This window comes from Streptomyces sp. NBC_00659, assembly GCF_036226925.1.
GTDB lineage: Bacteria > Actinomycetota > Actinomycetes > Streptomycetales > Streptomycetaceae > Streptomyces.
The window spans coordinates 4,682,925-4,705,275 of record NZ_CP109031.1 but is presented as its reverse complement, the minus strand read 5'-3'; the positions used below and the strand labels follow the sequence as shown (position 1 = coordinate 4,705,275).

The following is a 22,351-nucleotide window of genomic DNA, read 5'->3' as shown; positions in this document are numbered from 1 at the left end:
CCGGGGTACCCACCGGCCCGTGGCGCGGGTGTGGGGACCGGTGGTGTCCACGCCGGTCCCGGGCGTCCGGCCCTAGGAGCGGTACGGGTTGTACGCCGGATACGGGACCGGCGCGGATGCCTGTGCCGGTGGGCCGTAGGGCCGGGCCGGCGGGGCGATGTAGCCGTACCCGGGGGCAGGCCAGGGCGGCGGTGCGGGCAGCGGTGCCGTGGCGCGGGCCGCGTAGGCGAGCGCCGGACGCGCGATCTCCCGGCGGCGCCACAGCTCGTCGAGCAACTCGCGTTCCCGTACGACGAAGTCGGCGCCCGCACGGCCCCGGCGCCCCCGGTGGCGCAGGAACGCCAGCGAGGTCGCGTACGCCTCGTACTCCGCCACCGAGCGTGCCGCGCTCTTCCCGAAGTGGTGGCCGGCCCACTCGCGCGCGAGCTGCCGCGCCCGCATCGAGCCGAGGACCCACGGCTCGGCCGCGCCCAGCCAGCCGGCGGCGGTGTACACGGGCAGTTCGGCGCGCACGGTCCGCAGCTCGCGCTGCCGGGTCCAGACGACCAGCCAGGTCAGCAGCCCGAACGCGGGCACCATGAACGCCGCGTACACACCGAAGAACCCGAACCGGCCGAAGCCCGCCGAGCCGTTCCAGATCGCGTGCATGCCCATCGCGAGCAGCAGTCCGGTGAGGGGCAGCAGCACCCGGCGCGCGTGCTGGCGTTCGGCGGACAGCGCCGCGACGCCGAAGCCGATGCCGGTCAGCACGGTGAACAGCGGATGCGCGAAGGGCGACATGACCACGCGGACGAAGAACGTCGCCGCGGTGACCGAGGCGAGCCCGCTCTCCCCGCTGAGCTGGTCGGTGCCGAACGCGGTGCCGAGATAGAGGATGTTCTCGGTGAAGGCGAAGCCGGTGGCCGTGACCCCGGCGATGACGACACCGTCGACGATCCCCGTGAAGTCCCGTCTGCGGAAGAGGAAGACGAGCAGGACGGCCGCCGCCTTCGCCGACTCCTCGACGACGGGCGCTATGACGGTCGCGCCGAGCGTGTCGGCGCCGGAGGGATCCGCGGTCGTCATGGCTATCCAGCGGGTCGCGAAGCTGTTGGCGACGATCGCGATGAGCGCGGCCGCGCAGGCGCCCCAGGCGAAGGAGAAGAAGAGGTTGCGCCAGGGGCCCGGCTCGACCCGGTCCAGCCACCGGAAGGCGGCTATGAGCAGCGGCACGGGGAACACGGCCAGTCCGAGGCCGACCAGGAAGCCTTCGGTCCCGGTCTGTTCGCGGACGAGGGCGAGGATCACCAGACCCGACATCGCGAGCAGCGTGATCAGCGCTCCGTACCGCACCCAACCGCGCTGCCACCAGTGCGGATGGCGCAGCGCGGGTCCGGCGGGGGCGCCGGGCCGGTTCGGGTACGGCGGATGGATGGCCACGGCATTGACCCTAACGAGGGAGGGCGTGGCCCGCGACGGTAACCGGCGTCCCCGGGATCTCCCGGCGGACGCCGGCGGGTGTGTGCGGGTCAGTCGCCCGGGGCGTGCTGGTCTCGATGCTGTACGCGCCGGAAGAGGAGGTCGTTCACCACATGACCCTTGTCCAGTCCCTGGCCCTCGAAACGGGTCAGCGGCCGGAACTCGGGACGGGGCGCGAAACCGCCGTCCGACCGGGTGTTCTCGAAGGCGGGGTGCGCGCTCAGCACTTCGAGCATCTGCTCGGCGTACGGCTCCCAGTCCGTCGCGCAGTGCACGAGCGCGCCCGGCGCGAGACGGGTCGCGGCGAGATCCAGGAACTCCGGCTGGATCAGCCGCCGCTTGTGGTGCCGCTTCTTGGGCCAGGGGTCGGGGAAATAGACGCGCAGGCCGTTCAGGGAGGCGGGCGGCAGCATCTCGCGCAGCAGGATGATCGCGTCCCCGTTGGCGACGCGGATGTTGGTGAGGCTGTTCCGCTCGGCGAGATTGAGCAGGTTGCCCTGCCCCGGTGTGTGCACGTCCACGGCGAGGATCCCGGTCCCCTGGTCCTCGGCCGCCATCTGCGCGGTGGCCTCGCCCATGCCGAAGCCGATCTCCAGCACGACGGGCAGGTCCGCCCCGAACAGCTCCGCGAGGTCGAGCGTCTGCTGTCCGTCGATGTCCAGACCCCACTTGGGCCACAGCCGCTGCAGCGCGTCGGCCTGTCCGGTCGTCACCCGGCTCCGGCGCGGCTGGAAACTCCGGATCCGCCGTTCGAAGTGCGAGCCGGCGGGATCCGCCTGCGGACCGTCGGGGAAGCGGGGCCCGCCCTTGGCGCGGTGGTGACGCGGCGAGCCGTCCTCGGCGGAGGCGGGCCGGGTCTCTTCGGTGGAGTCGAGGAATTCAGACACAGTGGAGTCGATTTTACGGGCGCCGTGCCGCGGGGCGGTCCGTCCCGGTGGCGGGTGCGTGCCACGGGACGGCCTGTCCCGGCGGTGGGTGCGTGCCGTGGGGTGGTCGTCGTTCCGGTGGCGGGTGGGGCGCTCAGACCGCCGCCAGCGCCGCCAGTGCCCGGCGGGCGACCTCGCGGCCGATCGGGAGGGAGGCGGTGGCCGCCGGGGACGGCGCGTTCAGCACGTGCACGGTCCTCGGGCCCTCCTTGATCAGGAAGTCGTCCACCAGGGTGCCGTCCCGCAGGACCGCCTGGGCGCGGACACCGGCGGCGGCGGGGACCAGATCCTCCGGGGTCACTGCGGGCAGCAGCCTCCGCACGGCCTCCGTGAACGCCGACTTCGACACCGAGCGGCGCAGCTCCCCGGCTCCGTAGCGCCAGTGCCGCCGTGCTATCCGCCAGGAACCCGGCCAGGACAGGGTCCCGCCCAGTTCACGGGGCCGGACCACCTTCCATCCGTATCCCTCACGGGCGAGCGCGGGTACCGCGTTGGGGCCGATGTGGACACCACCGTCGATGCCCCGGGTGAGATGGACGCCGAGGAACGGGAAAGCGGGGTCCGGAACCGGGTACACCAGGCCCCGCACCAGCTCCGGCCGCGCCAGCGTGTAGTACTCGCCACGGAAGGGGACGATCCGCATCCCGGGGTCGTCGCCCGTGAGCCGGGCCGTCTCGTCGCAGTGCAGGCCCGCGCAGTTGACCAGCACGCGGCCGCGGACGATCGTCCCGTCGGCCGTGCGCACGGCGACGCCGAGGTGGGGTCGGCGGTCGGCGCGCACGACCTGCGCCCCGTACCGGATCTCCGCCCCGGAGGCCTCCGCGAGCCGGCGGGCCACGGCCACGTAGTCGCAGATGCCCGTGGTGCCGACGTGGATGGCGGCGAGGCCACGGACCTCGGGTTCGTAGTCGGTGAGCTGGGTCGGGCCCAGTTCCTTGACCGGGATGCCGTTCTCCCGGCCGCGCTGCACCAGACCGTGCAGGCGGGGGAGCTCCGACTTCTCCGTCGCGACGATCAGCTTGCCGGTGACGGCGTGCGGGATGTCGTACTCCGCGCAGAACTTGACCATCTCGGCGGCACCCTGGACCGCGTACCGCGCCTTCAGGGAGCCGGGGCGGTAGTAGATCCCGCTGTGGATCACCCCGCTGTTGCGCCCGGTCTGGTGCCGGGCGGGTCCCTGCTCCTTCTCCAGCACCGTCACACGGGTGCCCGGCGCCGCCCGTGTGACGGCATACGCCGTCGACAGGCCGACGATCCCCCCGCCGATCACCAGAACATCGCAGTCGTAGGCGCTCCGCATCCGCACCACCTCCCGGCCTCGATAGTGCACTGCGCCACTGACAATGCCTTCAAACCCGAGGACCGCGCCCCGCGTTTCCTTCGCGCCGCGGGGCCGTGGCGCCCTGTCCGTCCCGAGTCGTCGGGCGTCCCCTCCGGATCCGGCCCTACGCCGGAGCCATCAGCAGAGGACGGGCCCGCTCCCGCAGCTCCACCACGCGCGGTTCGTCGCCGTAGGGCTCCAGCCGGTGCAGCAGGTCCTTCACGTACTCGGTGGTGCGCGCGGAGGAGATGCGCCCCGCGACCTCCACCGCTCGCACGCCCTGCTCGCACGCAGCGTCCAGGTTGCCGGACTCCAGTTCGGCGACCGCCGACACCACCAGGCGCAGTCCGTGCGAGCGTACGAACTCCTCCGTCGGCTTCGACAGCGCCTGTTCGGTGAACCGGCGTACCTGGCGCGGAGCCTTCAGGTCGCGGTAGCACTCGGCGGCGTCGGCCGCGAAGCGGTCGTACCCGTAGAAGCCGAGCCAGGACGGGTCGTTGTCGCCGTCACGGGCCCGTTCCAGCCAGCCCTCGGCCGCCTTCAGTGCCGCGCCGGCCGCCTGGGCGTCACTCGCGCGCGCGTGGGCACGTGCCTCGACGAGCCGGAAGAAGCTCATGGTGCGGGCGGTGGCGAGTCCGCGGTTGCGTTCCAGGGCGGCCTGGGCGAGGTCGACGCCCTCGTCGCCGAAGCCGCGGTAGGTCGCCTGGAGGGACATGGACGCCAGGACGTAGCCCCCGAGGGGCACGTCGGCGGCCGCGCGGGCCAGCCGCAGTGCCTGGATGTAGTAGCGCTGCGCGGCCTCCTGCTGGCCCGTGTCGAAGGCCATCCAGCCCGCGAGACGGGTGAGTTCCGCCGACGCGCCGAACAGCGCTCTGCCGACCTCGTCGGAGTACGAGCCGAGCAGCAGGGGTGCCGCCTCGACCCGCAGGCACTCCGGCACCATGGACGAACGCCAGTCACCGCCCCCGTACTTGGAGTCCCAGCGCCTGGCGTCCTCGGCCGCCTCGCGGAGCTTCAGCACATCGCTGTGGCCGACTTTCAGCGGCGCCCCGGAGCCGTCGCCCGGATTCACCTCGCGCGCCACCGAACTGTCGGCCGGGGTTATCAGCCAGCGAGAAGCGGGCGTCGCGTAGGCGCTCACGGCGAAGGAGCCGGCCAGTGACTGCCAGATGCCGCCGCCGGCCCGGCGCCCGGCGAGGTCGAGGCGGTACAGCTCCGTGGCCGACCGCACCGCCTGCCCGACGTCACGGGGGAAGGCGAGGCCCACCTCCGGCGCGGGATCCGCGTCCGCCAGGCCGATCTCGTGGAGCGGCACCGGACGGCCGAGCTTCTGGCCGATGGCGGCCGCGATGAGGTGCGGCGCGGCGCCCTGCGGCACCATGCCCTTCGACACCCAGCGCGCCACCGACGTCTTGTCGTAGCGAAGAGTCAACCCGCGTTGAGCGCCAAGATCGTTGACGCGACGCGCGAGTCCTGCGTTGCTGATTCCCGCGAGGGCGAGAACGGCGCCGAGTTTTTCGTTCGGCCCGCGTTGCTCCCTGGACATGCGCCACCCCTCGACACAGACGGCTGCCGCAATGGCATAACCACGCGGCATTCGTAAACCCAGCGTAGTTCGCCCGATCCCCAGCGTTAAGGGGCGTACGTCCGGTTGGCGGGATTGTGGTCCGTACGACTGTACGGACTGTCGCGGCGTGCTCCTGTTGTGTGGCTGTGCGCCCGTCCGTGCGCTCTTCTCCGGCCACGGTGGGGAGCGCTTCCATGGAACATGCGTGGGTCGGCCCGCTGTACTGGATCCAGTGGGCTGGGGGACACCGCCGCCTACATCCCCGCGGGCGGCGGACCGGTCCGGGGGGCGAACTCCGCCTCCCGGACTGTGCGTTGCCGAACCGGTGCGCAAGGCCTGTACGGAGCGTGTCCGCGTCCGTTCGCCTCTCGCCGATTTGGCCGAAAACCGATGACCTCTCCTGAGGTCAATCAGGGCTCCCACCACGTGAGTTGAGGGCGCGAAGGGCGTCCTGAGGGAGCGTATCGGGGGCGCATTCACGTCGACCCGTCGGGGGTGGGGTCCGGGCGACTGCCGGACGGGGGCGCCTCGTCGGCCGGGGTCGTGGCCGGGGTCGTTGACCGGGGTCGTTCGGTGGCGGTCCCGTGGCGATCCGGAGCGGGTTTTCCCGTGATTCGGGGTGGCGACTGCCGATGACCTCAACAGGCGCTGTGTGAAGGGTATTTGCTGGTAGCGCGCCCCTGCGTGACGGCGCGGACGTTCGGGCGGGGGCGCACTTCGGGGAGTGCAAGCCGCCGCAGGGGCCCTCTCGTACGCCTCCTTCGTGGCAGCATGGTGCCGAGTTCGTACGGTGCACTGGTTGTCCACAGCCTGTGGAGGCGGCGATGCGATGGTTGGTGGGGTGGAGCAGCACCGTCGCCAGAGCGTCCGCGATCGGCTCGGCGGGCGCCACGGGCAACGACGGCGAGACCGTGCACCCCGTCGGTTCCCAACTCCTCTGGGGTGACCCGGATCCGCTGTGGGCCGTCGGCGACTGGCGCCCCGACGAGGTGCGCGTCGTCAAGGCCGACGCGGCGAACCGCATCGCCGTCCTCGGCACCTGCGGGGCGACCGACGACGAGCTGCGGGTCGGACTGTTCGCCGCGCGCGGCGGAGCACTGCGCCACCTCACCAACTGGTCCGGCAGCTACACCGCGGTCGTCCAGGTCGGCCGCCGCGTGACCGTCTGCGGCGATCTCGCCGGCGCCCGGCCCGTGTTCTACACCCCCTGGGCCGGCGGCACGGCCTACGCCACCGCCGCGCTCCCGCTCGCCGACCTCATCGAGGCCAACCTCGACTTCGGACACCTGGCCGCGATGCTCGCCGCCCCCGACGTACCGGCCGCGGTGCACGACTCCACCCCGTACGAAGGCGTGCGCCGCATCCCGCCGGGGCACACGCTCATCCTGCGGGCCGGAGCGCGCGAGATCGCCGGGTACGAACCCGTCGCCTCCCTCGCCGTCGCCGCGCCCATCGCCGATCCCGCGATCGCCGTGGACGCCGTACGGGACGCCCTCGTGGAAGCCGTCCGCGCCCGCCTCTCCGCTCCCCGCCATGTGCCCGGCGCCGATGTGGACCCCGGGCCCGTGCCCGGCATGGGGCCCGCCGAGCGGCGCGCCGCCCGCGGCACGCCCGTACCGGGCATCGGGGCCGACCTCTCCGGAGGACCCGCCTCGGGAACCCTCGCGCTGCTCGCCGCCGGCCTTCCCGGGGCGCCCGGCACGGTCCTCGGACACGGCACCGGTGCCGGGGAACGGCTCCTGGCCGTCACCTTCAACGACCTCGCCGTACGAGGGCGCGAGGCCGAACTGGAGCGGGCCGGGACGCTGGCCGCGAACCCCAGGCTGCACCACGTGGTCGTCACCGGGGGCGAAGAAACCCTTCCCTACGCCGACTTGGAGGGGCCGCTGACCGACGAGCCGGGCCCCTCCCTGGTGACCGCGGCACGCCACCGCGCGCGGCTCGCCTCCGGCAGCGCGGACCACTTCACCGGCTACGGCGCGCGGCAGGTGCTCGACGCGCATCCGGCCCGGCTCGCCGACCTGCTCATGGACCGCAAACGACGCCATCTGGTGCGACCCGTCGCCGCGCTGACGAAGGCCGACGGGTCGGTGATGGTCCCCGCGCGCGTGTACGGCGCGGCGCGCAAGCTCGCCCGTACCCCGTACCGCACCGGAGTCGACGTTCTCGCCGAGCAGTTGCTGCACCGGCGGTTCGAGGAACCCGGAGGCGCGGTGGGCGCGTCGCTCGCCGCGCTCAGCTGGGCGAGACCCGGGCCGGCGGCGCGCTGGCTGACCGGGGAGGCACTGGCTGAAGTATCGGTTCGCCTCCAAGGCGGCGGGGGGCGGCCGAACGTCGGTCCCGGACAGCGGCCGGGGGATTTCCGCGCCCGGGCCGCGCTGGCCCGCCACGCGGCCGACGTCCGCGTCCTGGAGCAGGCCGCGGAGATCCGCTTCCAGCGGCTGCACATGCCGTTCCTGGACAACCAGGTCGTCCGGGCGTGCCGTGAACTGCCGGAGGCGCTGCGGGTGCAGCCGGGAGCGCGGGCGGCGATCCTGCGTACGGTGCTGGAGGGGGCCGGGGTGGCCGATCTGCCCCCCGGGTGGGGGGCTCCGTCGCACGCGTCCTCCACGGCGGCGGCCCGTACGGGGGTGCGGGTGGCGGCGGATTCCCTGGTCTCCCTGTTCGACACGCCGTTGCTCGCGCAGGCCGGGCTGGTCGAGGCCCGCGTCGTCCGCAAGGCGCTGCGCTCGGCCGCGGAGGGGGCGCCGCTTCCCCTCGACGGGCTGGCCGATCTCGTCTCGCTCGAACTGTGGCTGCGGCGGTTGCTGGCCCGGCGCGGAACGTGCTGGACGGGGACGCCGGCGCGCCAACGCGCCGTTCCCGCGGGGATAGTCCCGCAGGGGCGGGCGCTGGGGGCGGGGGCGCGGCGCGGCTGAACCGGTGCGGGTGCGGCGCGGCTGCACCGGTGCCGGTGTGTTGTGGGTCGGGGCCGTGCCGGTACATCCGCCCGTCGCCGTTGGATCAGACGTGAGTTTCCTGGGGAGCCGCTGCTCGATCCGGACGTAAGCGACGGGCATCTGATGTACCGGCACGGCCCCTTCCGCCGGATCCCGGCTGCGGGTGTGCGGTGGCTTGGATGTCGTCCCTCACGGGCGTGATTTTCAGCCCCTCCGGCGTTTGAGGAGCGGGGTCCGGGGCGGAGCCCCGGGTACGGGACGGGTAGGGGCGGAGGGGGCGAGAGAAGGTTTTGGTGGGGCGGGGCACGCAGGGAAGAAGGGGCCTCGGCGGCTCGGGCGGGGTGACACGGTGACCCCCGGGCGGGCGGGCGGTGAGAATGGGGGCGTGCGGTACAGGATTCTGGGGGTTGCCCAGGCGGAGGACGACCGGGGGACCCCCGTCGCGGTGGGCGGCCCCCGGGTACGCGCGCTGCTCACAGCCCTGGCCTGCCACCCCGCCCGAACGCTCTCCCCGGACACCCTCATCGACGAGGTGTGGGCGGACGACCCGCCCCAGGACGCCCCCGCAGCCCTGCAGGCACTGGTGGGCCGCCTCCGCCGCGCCATCGGAAAGGACGCGGTCACCTCCGAGACCGGCGGCTACCGCCTCCGCGCCGCCCGCGACGACGTGGACCTGTTCGTGTTCGAGCGGCTCGTCACGGAGGGCAGGTCCGCGCTCGACACGGGCGACGCCCGTACCGCCGCCGCCCGACTGGGCGAAGCCCTCGCCCTGTGGCGCGGCCCCGCCCTCGCGGACCTCCCCGACCGCACCGCGGCGACCCGCCCGGAGGCCCTGCGCCTGGAGGCGACGCGCAGCCGCGTCGAGGCGGACCTGCGGCTCGGCCGCGCCGCCGACGTCGTACCGGAGCTGAAGGGGCTGACGACGGCCCACCCGTACGACGAGGCGCTGCACGTCCTGCTCATCCGCGCCCTGCGCGAGACCGGCCGGGGCGCCGACGCGCTGGCCGCCTACGAGGACGTGCGCCGAGCGCTGACGGACGGTCTCGGCGCCGACCCCGGGCCGGAGCTCCGGGACCTGCACGCCGCACTGCTCGACCCGCCGGACGCCCGCGGAGCGCGGGAACCCGGACCCGCCACGGGCGGTGCCGCACCGGACGCCGGCCCGCGTTCCGCGGACCCCTCCCGTGCCCAGCGGACCGGGAACATCCGGCCTCGTCTGAACTCGTTCGTCGGGCGGGAACGCGAGGTCGGGGCCATCCGTTCGGATGTGCGGAGGGCACGACTGGTCACGCTGACCGGACCGGGCGGTTCGGGCAAGACCCGCCTCGCCGAGGAAGCCGCCGCCGGGCTCTCGCAGGCGTGGCTGGCCGAACTGGCCCCGCTCGACCGGCCCGAGGCGGTCCCGGGTGCCGTGGTCAGCGCCCTCGGTCTGCGCGAGACAGCGCTGATCACCAACGAGATGGCGGTCGCGCAGGACGACCCGGTTGCCCTGCTCGTCGAGTACTGCGCCCGGCGCAGCCAGCTCCTGATCCTCGACAACTGCGAGCACGTGATCGACGCGGCGGCCGAACTCGCCGAGACGCTGCTGACCCGCTGCCCGGGGCTCACGATCCTCGCCACCAGCCGCGAACCCCTGGGAATCCCCGGCGAGTTGGTGCGCCCGGTCGAGCCGCTCCCGCCCGATTCCGCGCGCCGCCTCTTCATGGAGCGGGCCTCCGTGGTGCGCCCCGAAGCCGCCACCGCCCTCCACGACTCCGCCGCCGTGGACGAGATCTGCCGGCGGCTCGACGGCCTGCCCCTGGCCATCGAGCTGGCCGCGGCCCGTCTGCGGCTGCTCACCCCGCGGCAGATCGCCGACCGGCTCGACGACCGCTTCCGACTGCTCACCTCCGGCAGCCGTACGGTGCTGCCCCGCCAGCAGACCCTGCGCGCCGTCGTCGACTGGTCCTGGGATCTGCTCGACGAACGGGAGCGGACCGTGCTGCGCGAGGCCTCCGTGTTCGCGGGCGGCTGGGACCTGGCCGCCGCGGAGGCCGTCTGCACCGGCCCCGCCGCCGACCTCATCGGGGCGCTCGTCGACAAGTCCCTCCTCGTCGCCACCCCGGACCCCACGGGCGGCGACGGCCATCCGTACGGGCCCGGTGACCACGGCGGACACGGCGGACACGGCGGGCAGGGCGACGGGCCCCGGGACGCCGGGGGCGATGCGGGCGGCGGGATGCGCTATCGCATGCTGGAGACCATCCACGAGTACGCCACCGAGCGCGCCGCCGAGGTTCCCGGGCTGCGTGCCGCCGCCGAGCGGCGCCACCGTGCGTGGGTGCGCGCCCTGACTGCGGAGGCCGAGCCCCAGCTGCGCTCGGCCGGCCAACTCCCCTGGATCCGGCGTCTGGAGACCGAGCTCGACAACATCCGGGCCGCTCTCCGGCGCGCGCTCGCCGCCCATGACGAGGAAGAGGCGGGCGCTCTCGTCCTCGACATGGGCTGGTTCTGGTGGCTGCGCAACTTCCGGTACGAGGGCATCACGTGGACGGAACTCGTCCTGAATTTGGGCGCGTTGCTCGATACGCCGACCGGTGACCGTCCGTCGGCGGCCGCCGGTGCCGTGTCCGCCGCCGGTGACGGCCTCCTCTCCGAGCTCGACGACGTCGATCCGGTGGACGCCTTCCTCGACCATCCCGAGCGTGACGGGCGGCACCCGCTGCACGCCATGCGGATGCGGGTGCGCATGCTCCACCTGTTCATGAAGGTGGACGTCGTCCCGCTGGACGACTGGGGCGACAAGCGGCTGCGGGAGTACGTGGGGCGGGTGCGGGGCGCCTTCGAGAGAGGTGGTCCGGACGCGGCACGCATGCCGGGGATCGTCTGGCCGATGGCCGCGCACTTCCTGGGCGATCCGGACGACGTGGGGCCCGCGATGAACTCGGCGGTCGCCAACTGCCGTGAGTTCGGCGGTGAATGGGAGATCGGCGTCGCCCTGATGTTCCGTACGCACATGGTCGTCGACGCCCCGGGCGGCATGCCGGGAGTGGACGAGGACCTGGCGGAACTGCGCGGACTCAGCCGACGCGTCGGGGACCGCTGGATGCGCGCCCAGGTGTGCAGCGCGGCCGGTGAGGCGGCCATGGCGCGCAGCCGGTTCGACGAGGCGAAGGGCGAGTACGCGGAGGCGCTGCGGCTCGCCTACGAGGTGGGGGCGTACGCGGAGGTGCCGTTCCTCATGGCACGGCTGGCCGAGATCGCCCTCCGCGCCGGCGAGCGTTCGCTGGCCCTGGCGACGCTGGACGAGGCGAGCGTCGCCGCCGACCAGTACGGGGTGACGGACTCCCGGGCGTTCGTCCATCTGCTGCGCGCCCAGGTGGTCCTGGAGGACGGGGAGGTCGCCCTCGCACGCGAACTGTGCGAGAAGTCCCGCGAGGAGAGCCTCCGGGGCACCCCGCCGCCCCAGTTCTCGGCGGGTCTGAACTGGATGGACGCCCTGGTCACGGCCGCCGAGTCCGGCCCTGTGCCGGGACTGCGGAAGCTGAGCGCCGCACTGCGGCAAGCGATGGACGCGCGGTGCGCCGACGTGGTGGCCTCGGGTTTCGTCGAGAGCGCCGCGCGACTGCTCACCGAGCTGGGGGCCCACCCGGTGGCGGCGCGGCTGCTGGCCGCGGGCACCGGCTGGCGCGGCGGGGATCTGCGGCCCGCACGTGAGAGCGCCGACGCGCGGCGCACCGCAGCCGCGGCTCTCGCGGCACTCGGCCCGGAACGCTACGAGTCCGAGCGCGTCCGAGGCTCCGGCTACACCCAGGAAGAGGCCCTCGGCGACCTGGCCGAAGCGCTCGAGGCGTATCCCGGGATACACCCCGAGGCGTATTCCGGGGTGTATCCCGGGGAGGCGCACTCCGCGGACTAGGTCGGACTAGGTCGGACTAGGTCGGACTACACGTTCACCGGCACAGGAACTTCGATTCCGCCCAGTCGCCCAGTGACGTCGAGTCGAACGGGCCCCGGGGTTCGACGACGAGCCTCACCGTCCGGTGGCCGGTGAGGTTCACATGGACGGGGACCGCCGGGTCGCCGCCCTCGACCGGGGGTGACCGCCACAGCCGCGACCCGTCCGCGTAGACGGAGAAGCGCAGACTGCCCAGGCCCAGCATCAGATCGTCCACACCGGCCATGGCGTCGTACGAGCCGCAGTCGCGGTTCAGGTCGATGGTGACCGAGGAGCGGCCGTGGACGGTCACGCCGTGCGCGTACCGGGTGTTCGCGATGCTCATCGAGTGGCGCTGCCACACCCAGTTGCTCGCACCGATCCGCATCTCAGGCCCGGTGTGGTCGCCGATGACGTCGTAGTCCAGGTCGCTCCACCGGTAGACGGTGGAGGCGGGCGGGGGAGGCGTCGGCGTGGGCTCCGGGGCGGGTTCCGGTGGGGATGGTTTCGGCAGCGGGGCCGGAGCGGGGGCCGGGGCCGGCGAGGGGAGCGGACTCGGGGTCGCCTTCGGTGCCGGCTTTGGGGCGGGCTTCGGCTCCGCCGAGGGGGGCGGGGCGGGGGCCGGCCCGCGCACCACCGGCGGTGGCTTCGGCGTGGGGGACTTCCTGGGCGGTGCCGACGACGGCACCGGCGCTTCGACGGCGGGAGAGGCGGCCGGTTCCGCCTCGGGCCGCCGGGCGGGGCTGTCGTTGCCGACCAGGGACAGTGCCACCGCCGCCGCGGCCACCGCGACGACACCCGCCGCGATACCGGCCTTGACCGGCGCTCCCAGCCCCTCGGAGACCGCGGCGCCGCCCCCGGCGCCGGCGCCTCCCGAGCCCCCTCCCGCCACGGCTGCCGCTCCCGCGGCTCCGGCCGCACCCGCACCGGCGCCACCGGCGATGAGCGCGACGGCCTTCGCGTACCCGGCGGCACCGAACCAGCCGATGACCGCGACCGGCACGACCGCAGGGATCCCGCCGGCCACTTCCTTGATCTGGCCCGCGGCCAGCCGGCACCTGGCGCACTCCTCCAGGTGCTTGCGCAGGCCCCGTTCGGCACGGGTGCGCAGGCCGCCGCGGGCGTAGGCGCCGAGCCGGTCGGCGTAGCGCGCGCACTCCTCGTCCATGGTGAGCGTGGTGCTCACGTGCGCCTGGAGGTAGGCCTGCCGGAGTCCCTCGCGGGCGCGGCTGGCCAGCACACGGGTGCCGTTCGCGTCGAGACCGAAGAGTGTGGCGACCTCGCTCGGGGACTCGTCCTCGACCTCGGTGTGCCACAGCACGGCCTGCCAGCGTTCCGGCAGCGAGCGGAAGGCCCGCATGGCCATGGACTGTTCGGCCTCGTGCATCGCGCGGACGTCCGCGCCGAGGTCGAGGGTGTCGTCGTCGGAGACCTCGGATCCGCGGGCGGCCTGTGCGGCGAACACGGCGAAATCGTCGACCAGTTGCTCGCGCCTGGCCGTCTTCGTCCAGTTCGCGGCGACCCGGCGGACGGTGGTGAGGAGATACGCGCGCACCGCGTGCTCGGGGCCGGTGCCGCCGCGTACGGCCTGAAGCATGCGGGCGAACACCTCGGCCGTGAGGTCGTCGGCGGTGTGCGTGTCGCGACAGCAGGTGCGGGCGTAGCGACGGACGGCTTCGGCGTGCCGGCGGTACAGCTCCTCGTACGCCGTGTCGTCGCCCGCGCGCATCCTCTCGATCAGACCCGCGTCGGGGGGCGGCGCGTTTACCGAGGTCCCGGGCTCGCGTAGGGGCGGCAGAACGCCGTCGTCGCGCGCGTCCCAGCGGTCGCGCTGCGCGGGCATGCCGAGGTCGGCCGTTCCGGCGTCCGGGCCGGCATGGTGCCGGTCGTCGCCGTCCCGGCTTCCGTTGTCCGAGTCGTCGCCGTCCTGGCTGCCGCGGTCCGAGTTGCCGCTGTCCCGGCTTCCGCTGTCCCGGTTCTCGCCGTGCGGGGTCCCGCCGTGCGGGCCGCCCTGGCTCGGTACCCGCCGTGACGGTGAGCCGCCGGTTTCCGTGCCGCCGTCGGCGCCACCGTCACCGAGTGACTCGTCCCGCCCGTCAACGCTCATCGCGGAAAGCCCCCGCCTGCACACTCTCGGACCCGAATACCGGGCCAGAGTGCCACAGGCTCCCCGTGCGGAACGCGCTCGTACGGCCCAACCACTCGTCCGAGGGGTTTTGCCGCTCTGGAGTACTAACTGCCACCCGTTCGGGGAATGTTCACCAGCCGTCATGCGCGCGGAAGCAGTCGTTCCGTACCGGAAGTGTGGCCGGAAGCGCGGTCGGGAGGCGTGGCCGGGAAGCGCGATGCTCCCGGGGCGAGTGACGTCACTCGCCCCGGGAGCATCGGGGTGTCCAGGCGCGACCGTGTGCTCGGCGGCGGCCGCGTACGACGGCGCCCGCGCACGCGGGGTGCCTTCGTGCCCCGCGGTGTCCACGTGCTTCGGTGTGCTCCGGTACGCCTCCGCGTCCGGAACCCGCCCATACCGCAGGTGCCTTCGGTCCGGCTCACGCGGGACGCGAGCGCAGGCCCTCCAGCAGGATGTCCAGGAGCCGGGCCGAGGCCGCCGCCTGCTGGGCCGCGTCCGGCAGCGAGGGTGCCGCCGTCGCGATGACCAGCAGGACGTCCGCCACGGTGACGTCGGCGCGCAACTCGCCCGCCGCACGCGCCCGGTCGACGAGCCGCCCGACCACCTCGAGGAGCGCCGCCGCCCCGGCGTCGTCCACCGCGGCGATCACCTGCTCGTCCTCGGGGGCGGTCCGCTGCTCGACGAGCCGCAACTCGGGTGCGGGCTGAGACCGCTGCTGAGGCACCCGTGCCTCGTCGTGCTCCGGACCGTCCTCGGCCACGCCGACCCGCAGCACCTGCGGCGGCAGCAGCCGCCCGGCGCCCGAGGCCACCGACGTCCGCAGGAAGCGCGAGAGCGCCGACCACGGCTCGTCCTCCTGGCCGAGCGCGGAACGGGCCTGGTCCGTCAGCCGGGAGGTCTCCTCCTCGGCTATCCGGCGCACGAGCACGTCCTTGCTCGGGAAGCGCCGGTACACCGTGCCGACACCGACCCTCGCCCGTCGGGCGACGTCCTCCATCGGCGCGCCGTACCCCAGCTCGCCGAAGACCTCGCGCGCCGCCCGCAGTACATGTTCCAGATTGCGCTGTGCGTCCACCCGCAGCGGCGTCGTGCGCGGTCCGTCCGTCGGACCGCGACCGTTGCCGCTCGTCGCCGCGCCCATCGCACCACCAGGTGCGATGGCTGACGCGGAAGACCAATGAGAGTCCTGAATATGCATAAGCGTTCCCCCGGTAATGACGTCTCCCCCCGGAGACTCTCCCCGCCATCGACAGACCGGAGCGTGCGGAACAAGCTGATGCGCGAGTCCGTCGTGCGGAATCGCCGAGCGTATCCCCCTACACCCCGTCGACACACGAACATAGTTGAGAGGGGGTCAATTCAGAAGGGGCAGGTTCCGCACGGAGCGCCCCCCGATCGGAGTACGGACCCCGTACGTCCCGATTACACCCCGTCCGAATACCCCCCTCACCCACCTTGAGCTGCGGGTTTTCCCTAGACTCCGGCAAATCGGCCAACTCCGCACGTTGTCGGCGACCGGTCACACAAATTGTCGGGGCTGTGGACAAACTCCGAAGAGGGGTGCGTCATGGGATGGTGAAGGAACGTGCGCGCATTCTCATCGTCGGCGGCGGCTACGTCGGGATGTACACCGCCCTGCGCCTCCAGCGGCAGCTCAAGCCCGAACTGAAGCGGGGCGAGGTCGAGATCACGGTCGTGTCGCCCGACCCGTACATGACCTATCAGCCGTTCCTTCCCGAAGCCGCCGCGGGCTCCATCTCGCCGCGTCACGTGGTCGTTCCGCTGCGCCGGGTCCTTCACCGGTGCCGGATCGTCATCGGTGAGGTCCGGTCGGTCGACCATGCCAAACGCACCGCCACGCTCACCACGCTCGCCACCGAGGAGGAGGGCGCGGGCGCCGAGCAGATCACGTACGACGAACTCGTGCTCGCCCCGGGCTCGGTCTCGCGCACCCTGCCGATCCCCGGACTCGCCGACTACGCCATCGGCTTCAAGACGGTCGAAGAGGCCATCGGCCTGCGCAACCACGTCATCGAGCAGATGGACATCGCCTCCTCCACCCGCGACCCCGCGATCCGTGACGCGGCCCTGACCTTCGTCTTCGTAGGGGGCGGTTACGCCGGCGTCGAGGCGCTCGGCGAACTGGAGGACATGGCCCGCTACACCGCGCGGTACTACCACAACCTCAAGCCCGAGGACATGAAGTGGATCCTCGTCGAGGCCTCCGACCGCATCCTGCCCGAGGTCGGCGAGGAGATGGGCAGGTACACGGTCAGCCAGCTGCGGCGGCGCAACATCGAGGTACGGCTGGAGACCCGCCTCAACAGCTGCGCGGACCGGGTCGCCGTCCTCAGTGACGGCGCGCGCTTCCCGACGCGCACCGTCGTGTGGACGGCCGGCGTGAAACCGCACCCCGTCCTCGCCGCGACCGACCTTCCCCTGAACGAGCGCGGCCGGCTCAAGTGCACCCCCCAGCTCACCGTCGACGGCGCCTCGCACGCCTGGGCCGCCGGAGACGCCGCCGCCGTCCCCGACGTGACCGCCGAGCCCGGCAAGGAGACCGCGCCCAACGCCCAGCACGCCGTGCGCCAGGCGAAGGTCCTCGGCGACAACCTCGCGCACACCCTGCGCGGCGAACCCCTGGAGACGTACTCCCACAAGTACGTCGGCTCGGTCGCGTCCCTCGGACTGCACAAGGGAGTCGCGTACGTCTACGGGCGCAAGCTGAGGGGCTATCCTGCCTGGTTCATGCACCGTGTCTACCACCTCAGCAGGGTGCCGACCTTCAACCGCAAGGCCCGTGTACTCGCCGAATGGACCCTGGCGGGTCTCTTCAAGCGGGAGATCGTGTCCCTCGGTTCGCTCGAACACCCCCGTGCGGAGTTCGAACTGGCGGCCGGGGGAAAGCCTCCGACCGACCCGAAGGGGTCGTCCTGACCGGACCGAGGAACTCCACCGGCAGGGACGGCGTCTGACGGACGGAGACCCGGTCGGTCAGACTGCCAGGCAGGTCCACGACTTTGGGCGGGTGAACCGCTCGCCCTTCTAACACGAGGCTTTCCCCACTGTGAACTTCACGCGCTGGAGCGCCCGGCTCCCCGGAACGCAGCGCCGCGCCGCAGCGCGGACCGAACACACGGCCGCGCACGCGGCTGCGCATACGGCCGCCCCGGACCGGCGCGGGGAAGGTTCCGTGCCGGCGGCCCGCGTCGAACAGCTCACCGACGACGCCCCTCCCGGTCTCGCCGTCGACGAACTCCCGGTGCGCGCGGTCCTCGACCGCGTCCCCGCCCTCGTCGCCCTCGTGCACGGCCCCGAACACCGCGTCTCGTACGTCAACGACGCCTACACGGCGGCCTTCGGCGCCCGCCCCGCCGGCGCCCCCGCGCGCGAGGCCCTGCCCGAACTGGACGAACTCGGCCTGCTGCCGCTCCTGGACCAGGTCCTGCGCAGCGCCAAGCCCCGCACGGTCAAGTCCCGCAAGGTGTCGACCGGCCGCTCCTACACGTTCACCTGCACCCCCGTCGACACCTCCCCGGAGACCGACGGCCGCGGCGTTCTCGTGTTCGCCACCGACGTCACCGATCACGCCGAGGCGGCCGAGCGGCTGCGCGCCAGCGAACGCCGTCAGCGCGAGACCGCCGTCACCCTCCAGCGTTCCCTGCTCCCGCAGGAGCTGGAGGAGCCCGACGACCTGCGCATCGCCGCCACCTACCTGCCCGGCGGCACGGAGGCGGCGGTCGGCGGGGACTGGTACGACGTCATCACCCTCGGCGGCGGGCGCACCGCGCTCGTCATCGGCGACGTCATGGGCCGCGGTGTCCGCGCGGCCGCCGTCATGGGCCAGCTCCGCACGGCCGTGCGCGCGTACGCCCGTCTCGACCTGCCGCCGCACGAGGTCCTGCAACTCCTCGACGGCCTCGCCACCGAGATCGACGCCAACCAGATCGCCACGTGCGTGTACGCCATCCACGACCCGAACGAGGGCCGCCTGGTGTACGCCTCCGCCGGCCACCTGCCCATCCTGGTCCGCGACGAGAACGGCACCATCCACCGCGCCGACGAACCGACCGGACCGCCGCTCGGCACCGGCGGCTGGCTGCACGCCTCAGGCTCGGTGCCCCTGGGCCCCGGCTCCACCGCCGTCCTGTACACGGACGGCCTGGTCGAGCGCCGCGACGAGGACCTCGACGAGGGCATCGCCTCCCTGGAGCGTGCCCTGGCAGGCGCCACGGGCAGCCCCCAGGTGATCTGCGACCGCCTGGTCCGCGCGGCCGGCGTCACCGCCGACCACGACGACGACGTCGCCGTCATGGTCATCCAGCACCCTTCCCGTACGGGCTCCGACGGCGAGCTCTTCCGCAACGCCGCCCTGGAACTGCTCGGCGGCATGGAAGCGGCCCCGCGCGCGCGTGCCTTCGCCTCCGGCGTGCTGGCCAGCTGGCGCTTCCCCGGCGATCTGCACGACCTCGGCGTTCTGGCCGCCAGCGAGCTCGTCGCCAACTCGCTCCAGCACGGCACCCCGCCGATGCGCCTGCGCCTGCGCCGTACCGACCGCCGCCTGATCATCGAGGTCACCGACGGAGACGACCACCTCCCGCGCCGCCGCCGCGCGGAGCCCGGCGACGAAGCGGGCCGCGGCATCGCGATCGTGGCCACGATCGCCTCGAACTGGGGCTCCCGCCGCACACCGGGCGGCGGCAAGGCGGTGTGGTGCGAGTTCGCACTCCCGCGCGCGGGGAACTGACACGTTCCGCGCGTCCCCTGGCCGAGGGGATCGGCCGGTGCTAAGAGCTCCCCATGGCAGACGAATCGGGCTTTCAGCTCAAAGGAAGTGCCCCCGAGCGCTACGAGCGGTACGCGGCGCCGTTCATGGCGCCCTTCGTGGAAGCGATCCTGGACGCGGTCGACCTGTACCCCGGAGCCAAGGTGCTCGACCTGGCCTGCGGCACGGGCTTCGCGGCCCGCGCGGCGGCGGCCCGGGTCGGCCCCGCCGGCCGGGTCTCGGGGGCGGACATCAACACGGGCATGATCGGCGTGGCCGCGGAGTACGCGCCCCGCATGTACCCGGACATCGAGTTCACCGTCGCCCCCGCCGAAAGGCTCCCCTACGAGGACGCGGCCTTCGACGCGGTCGTGTGCCAGCAGGGCGTCCAGTTCTTCCCCGACCTGGACGCGGCCTTCGCGGAGACGGCCCGCGTGATGCGCCCCGGCGGCCGCTTCGCCGCCACCGCGTGGGCCGCCAGAGACCTCATCCCGTACTTCGTCGCCCAGTACGAGGCGGTCGAGGAACACGGCGGCAAGGAACTCGCGGCGGACTACGAGGGCGCGTTCTCCGGCACCCCCGAACGGCTCTCCGCCGCCCTGCGAGGCGCCGGCTTCCACGACGTCGCCGTCCGCCAGGTCACCTTCGGCATCCCGTTCCCGCCCCTCGACGCGTACGCCCCCGGCCAGCTCTCGTCCACATCCTGGGGACAGGCGATCGTCGACACCGCGGGCGAGGACGCACTCCTGCGCGCGGGGCGGACCGTCCACACCCGGCTCGCCGGCCACACCGCCCCCGACGGCACCGCCACCCTCCCCTTCACCGCCAACCTGCTGACCGGCATCCGCTGAGACCCGCGCCGCACACACGAAACGGCCGCCATCACGTCCCTTCGTGATGGCGGCCGTCCTGGTCCACGCCCGTCCCGCAGCCCCGGCGGTCAGGCGCTCGCGGGCACCGGCTCGGCCGGAGCCCCGCCCTGCGCGACCACCCGGCTCCGCGCGAGCGACGGCTGATCCTGTACGGGCGTGAGCTGCCGCCCGAGCCGTACGGCCAGGAAGGTGATCCCGAGCGAGAAGAGCAGGAACGTCACGACGTACGGGCCGTGCAGCGAGGCCCCCATCGGGCCGCCCACCGCGGGGCCGATCGCCAGCGCGAGCTGCTTCACCAGGGCGAAGGCGGAGTTGTACTGACCCGCCATGCCCGCCGGTGCCAGATCGGCGACCAGCGGCGCGATCGTCGGCGACAGCATCGCCTCACCGAGCCCGAAGAGCGCGTACGTGGAGACGAAGGCCGCCGTCGCCATGGTCCGGCTGCCGTGCCCGAGGCCCGCGTATCCGGCCGCCAGCCAGGCGACGGCCCAGATGAGCCCGACCGCGGCGATCACCCGGGACCGCTTGCGGCGCTCGACGAACTTCAGCACCGCGAACTGCGCGACCACGATCATCGCCGTGTTCGCCGCCATCGCCGTACCGAGCGCGGACGTGGAGATCCCGGCCGCCTCCACGCCGTACGCGGAAAGCCCCGACTCGAACTGTCCGTAGCAGGCGAAGAACAGCACGAAGCCCAGCACGGACAGCTGCACCATGGCCCGGTTGCCGAGCAGCTGCTTCCAGCTGCCGCCCCTGGCCTGCGGCCTGTCCCCCTTGATGTGCGGCGCGTGCGGCATCCGCACGGTCGCCATCAGCACGACCAGCACCAGGAACATCGCCGCCTCGATCGCGAACAGCAGCGTGAACGAGCTCGCGCGGTCCGGGTCGACGATGTGCCCGCCGATGAGGCCGCCGACACCGAGGCCCAGGTTCTGCAGGAAGAACTGCGTCGCGAAGGCGCGCGACCGGGTGTCCGCCGTGGAGCAGTCCACGATCATCGTCGCGAGCGACGGCTGCATCACGGCCTGTCCGGCACCGAGCGCCGCGGCCGACAGCACCACGGTCGTCGCGCTGTTCGCCAGTCCGAGGCTCAGCGCACCCAGGGCGGCTGTGACCAGGGCGACGAGGAGCACCGGCAGGGGACCGCGCCGGACGATCGCCCGCCCGGCGAACGGCAGCACGACGAGAGCGGCCACGGCGAAGACGGCGAGCACGATGCTCGCCGTCATGGAGCCGAGTCCCCGCACCTGCGCCACATAGACGTAGAGGAAGGGGACGGTAAAGCCGAGCCCGAACGCGCTGAGCGCGTTGCCCACGTGGATACGGCGCATCGCTGCGCCCATCGCCCTGGTCACTTTCACCTGCCTTGGTAGTGAAGCCGTACCGGCCCCCTGCCGGGCACCGTGTCGGTGACACGTTCCCTACGCATGGATGCAAGCCTGAAGACTTCAAAGCTAAAGTTTGAACTTGAACTCTACACGTTGAAGGACTTCGACACCAAGCAGCAGCGTGCGATACTCGGGCCATGGGTGACACCCCCGGCGTCAGCGAGCCGACACTCGAAGAACAGATCGCCGCCTACCAGCGCGAGTTCCAGGACCTCGACCCCCAGGTCGAGAAGATCGTCTCGGCGCTGTCCCGCCTCAACCGGCGGATGAATGTCGCTTACGGCCGTCAGACCGCCGCGCTCGGCATCAGCAACGCCGAGTGGGAGGTACTGAAGGCGCTCGTCCTCGCCGGCGCCCCGTACCGCCTGGGCCCGAGCGAGCTTGCCAAGCGCCTCGGTCTCACCCCGGCCGCCATGACCCACCGCATCGACCGCATGGTCGCGGAGGGGCTGGTCACCCGGGAGCGCGACGAGTCGAACCGTGTGCGGGTCATCGTCGAGCTGACCGACGAGGGCCGCGAGAAGTGGCTGGAGGCCATGCGCCTCGCCATGGTCTTCGAGGAGGACCTGCTCCAGGACCTCTCCACCGAGGACCGGGGCGTCCTGGGCGAGGTCCTGACGCGCCTGCTGCGACGGGTGGAGGACGCCCAGCCGGACGCGGGCGGCCGGCTCAGCGACCTCGATTAAAAGATCTTGACAGGGGAGGTTGACACCGTCCCAGCGGATCCGTAAAGTTCTTCGAGTTGTCACGGAGCCGGAACGGTTCCGCGACGGCACCTCCGCCGCGCATGCGGCAATCAAACCACCAGCATGATCTCCCAGCCGGGGTGAATTCGGCGTGTCCGAATTCAATTCGATTGGGGCCCGGCGGCCCGATTAGGAACTGCCGGGAAGATCCGCTAAAGTTTGAGACGTCGGAACGGCCCAACGGCCGGGAAGGCAAACCCCGCTGACTGGGAATCAGGCCCGAAAGGATCTGATAGAGTCGGAAACGCAAGACCGAAGGGAAGCGCCCGGAGGAAAGCCCGAGAGGGTGAGTACAAAGGAAGCGTCCGTTCCTTGAGAACTCAAC

13 protein-coding genes are annotated in these 22,351 nt (G+C 72.8%); 6 read left to right on the top strand and 7 right to left on the bottom strand.

The genetic code is table 11. The annotated features are described in order from the left end of the window. Positions 1-72: 72 nt before the first annotated feature. The 4 genes from OG410_RS20340 to OG410_RS20325 all read right to left on the bottom strand — a co-directional run bounded on the left by OG410_RS20340 (position 73) and on the right by OG410_RS20325 (position 5,251). Positions 73-1,419, bottom strand: coding sequence for a PrsW family intramembrane metalloprotease (locus OG410_RS20340; RefSeq protein ID WP_329300504.1), 1,347 nt, complete (start codon positions 1,417-1,419; stop codon positions 73-75). An 89-nt stretch (positions 1,420-1,508) separates the two neighbouring features. Continuing rightward, positions 1,509-2,345, bottom strand: a complete 837-nt coding sequence (trmB, locus tag OG410_RS20335) for a tRNA (guanosine(46)-N7)-methyltransferase TrmB (protein WP_329300503.1) — start codon at positions 2,343-2,345, stop codon at positions 1,509-1,511. A 133-nt stretch (positions 2,346-2,478) separates the two neighbouring features. Next, positions 2,479-3,684 carry an L-2-hydroxyglutarate oxidase gene (gene lhgO / locus OG410_RS20330; RefSeq protein WP_329300502.1) on the bottom strand — a complete coding sequence of 402 codons (1,206 nt, stop codon included), beginning with the start codon at positions 3,682-3,684 and terminating at the stop codon, positions 2,479-2,481. Between the two features lie 145 nt (positions 3,685-3,829). Continuing rightward, on the bottom strand, positions 3,830-5,251 hold the full coding sequence (locus OG410_RS20325) for an MFS transporter (protein WP_329300501.1): 1,422 nt from the start codon (positions 5,249-5,251) through the stop codon (positions 3,830-3,832). 845 nt (positions 5,252-6,096) lie between these two features. On the opposite strand from OG410_RS20325, the gene OG410_RS20320 reads away from it, so the two are divergent. Together OG410_RS20320 and OG410_RS20315 are read left to right on the top strand one after the other, a co-directional pair. Continuing rightward, entirely contained in the window at positions 6,097-8,190 is a 2,094-nt protein-coding gene (locus OG410_RS20320) for an asparagine synthase-related protein (protein WP_329300500.1), read from the top strand. Between the two features lie 406 nt (positions 8,191-8,596). After that, on the top strand, positions 8,597-12,109 hold the full coding sequence (locus OG410_RS20315) for a BTAD domain-containing putative transcriptional regulator (RefSeq protein WP_329300499.1): 3,513 nt from the start codon (positions 8,597-8,599) through the stop codon (positions 12,107-12,109). A gap of 34 nt (positions 12,110-12,143) precedes the next feature. On the opposite strand, the gene OG410_RS20310 is transcribed toward OG410_RS20315, so the two are convergent. Both OG410_RS20310 and OG410_RS20305 read right to left on the bottom strand, forming a co-directional pair. After that, positions 12,144-14,234 (bottom strand): sigma-70 family RNA polymerase sigma factor, encoded by a 2,091-nt coding sequence (locus OG410_RS20310; protein WP_329300498.1) that lies wholly within the window; start codon positions 14,232-14,234, stop codon positions 12,144-12,146. Positions 14,235-14,673: 439 nt separating this feature from the next. Next, complete coding sequence (locus tag OG410_RS20305) at positions 14,674-15,453, bottom strand: TetR/AcrR family transcriptional regulator (RefSeq protein ID WP_328450820.1); 780 nt, start codon at positions 15,451-15,453, stop codon at positions 14,674-14,676. Between the two features lie 374 nt (positions 15,454-15,827). On the opposite strand from OG410_RS20305, the gene OG410_RS20300 reads away from it, so the two are divergent. The 3 genes from OG410_RS20300 (at position 15,828) to OG410_RS20290 (ending at position 19,871) form a co-directional block, all read left to right on the top strand. After that, entirely contained in the window at positions 15,828-17,192 is a 1,365-nt protein-coding gene (locus OG410_RS20300; RefSeq protein ID WP_329300497.1) for an NAD(P)/FAD-dependent oxidoreductase, read from the top strand. 130 nt (positions 17,193-17,322) lie between these two features. Beyond that, complete coding sequence (locus OG410_RS20295) at positions 17,323-19,002, top strand: ATP-binding SpoIIE family protein phosphatase (RefSeq protein ID WP_329300496.1); 1,680 nt, start codon at positions 17,323-17,325, stop codon at positions 19,000-19,002. 53 nt (positions 19,003-19,055) lie between these two features. Then, positions 19,056-19,871, top strand: a complete 816-nt coding sequence (locus tag OG410_RS20290; protein WP_329300495.1) for a class I SAM-dependent methyltransferase — start codon at positions 19,056-19,058, stop codon at positions 19,869-19,871. A gap of 89 nt (positions 19,872-19,960) precedes the next feature. Here OG410_RS20290 and OG410_RS20285 read toward each other — a convergent pair whose 3' ends face one another. Next, positions 19,961-21,235, bottom strand: coding sequence for an MDR family MFS transporter (locus OG410_RS20285; protein WP_329300494.1), 1,275 nt, complete (start codon positions 21,233-21,235; stop codon positions 19,961-19,963). Positions 21,236-21,417: 182 nt separating this feature from the next. On the opposite strand from OG410_RS20285, the gene OG410_RS20280 reads away from it, so the two are divergent. Next, a complete protein-coding gene (locus OG410_RS20280) occupies positions 21,418-21,966 on the top strand; it encodes a MarR family winged helix-turn-helix transcriptional regulator (RefSeq protein ID WP_329300493.1) in 549 nt (182 codons plus the stop codon). The last annotated feature ends 385 nt before the right edge of the window (positions 21,967-22,351 follow it).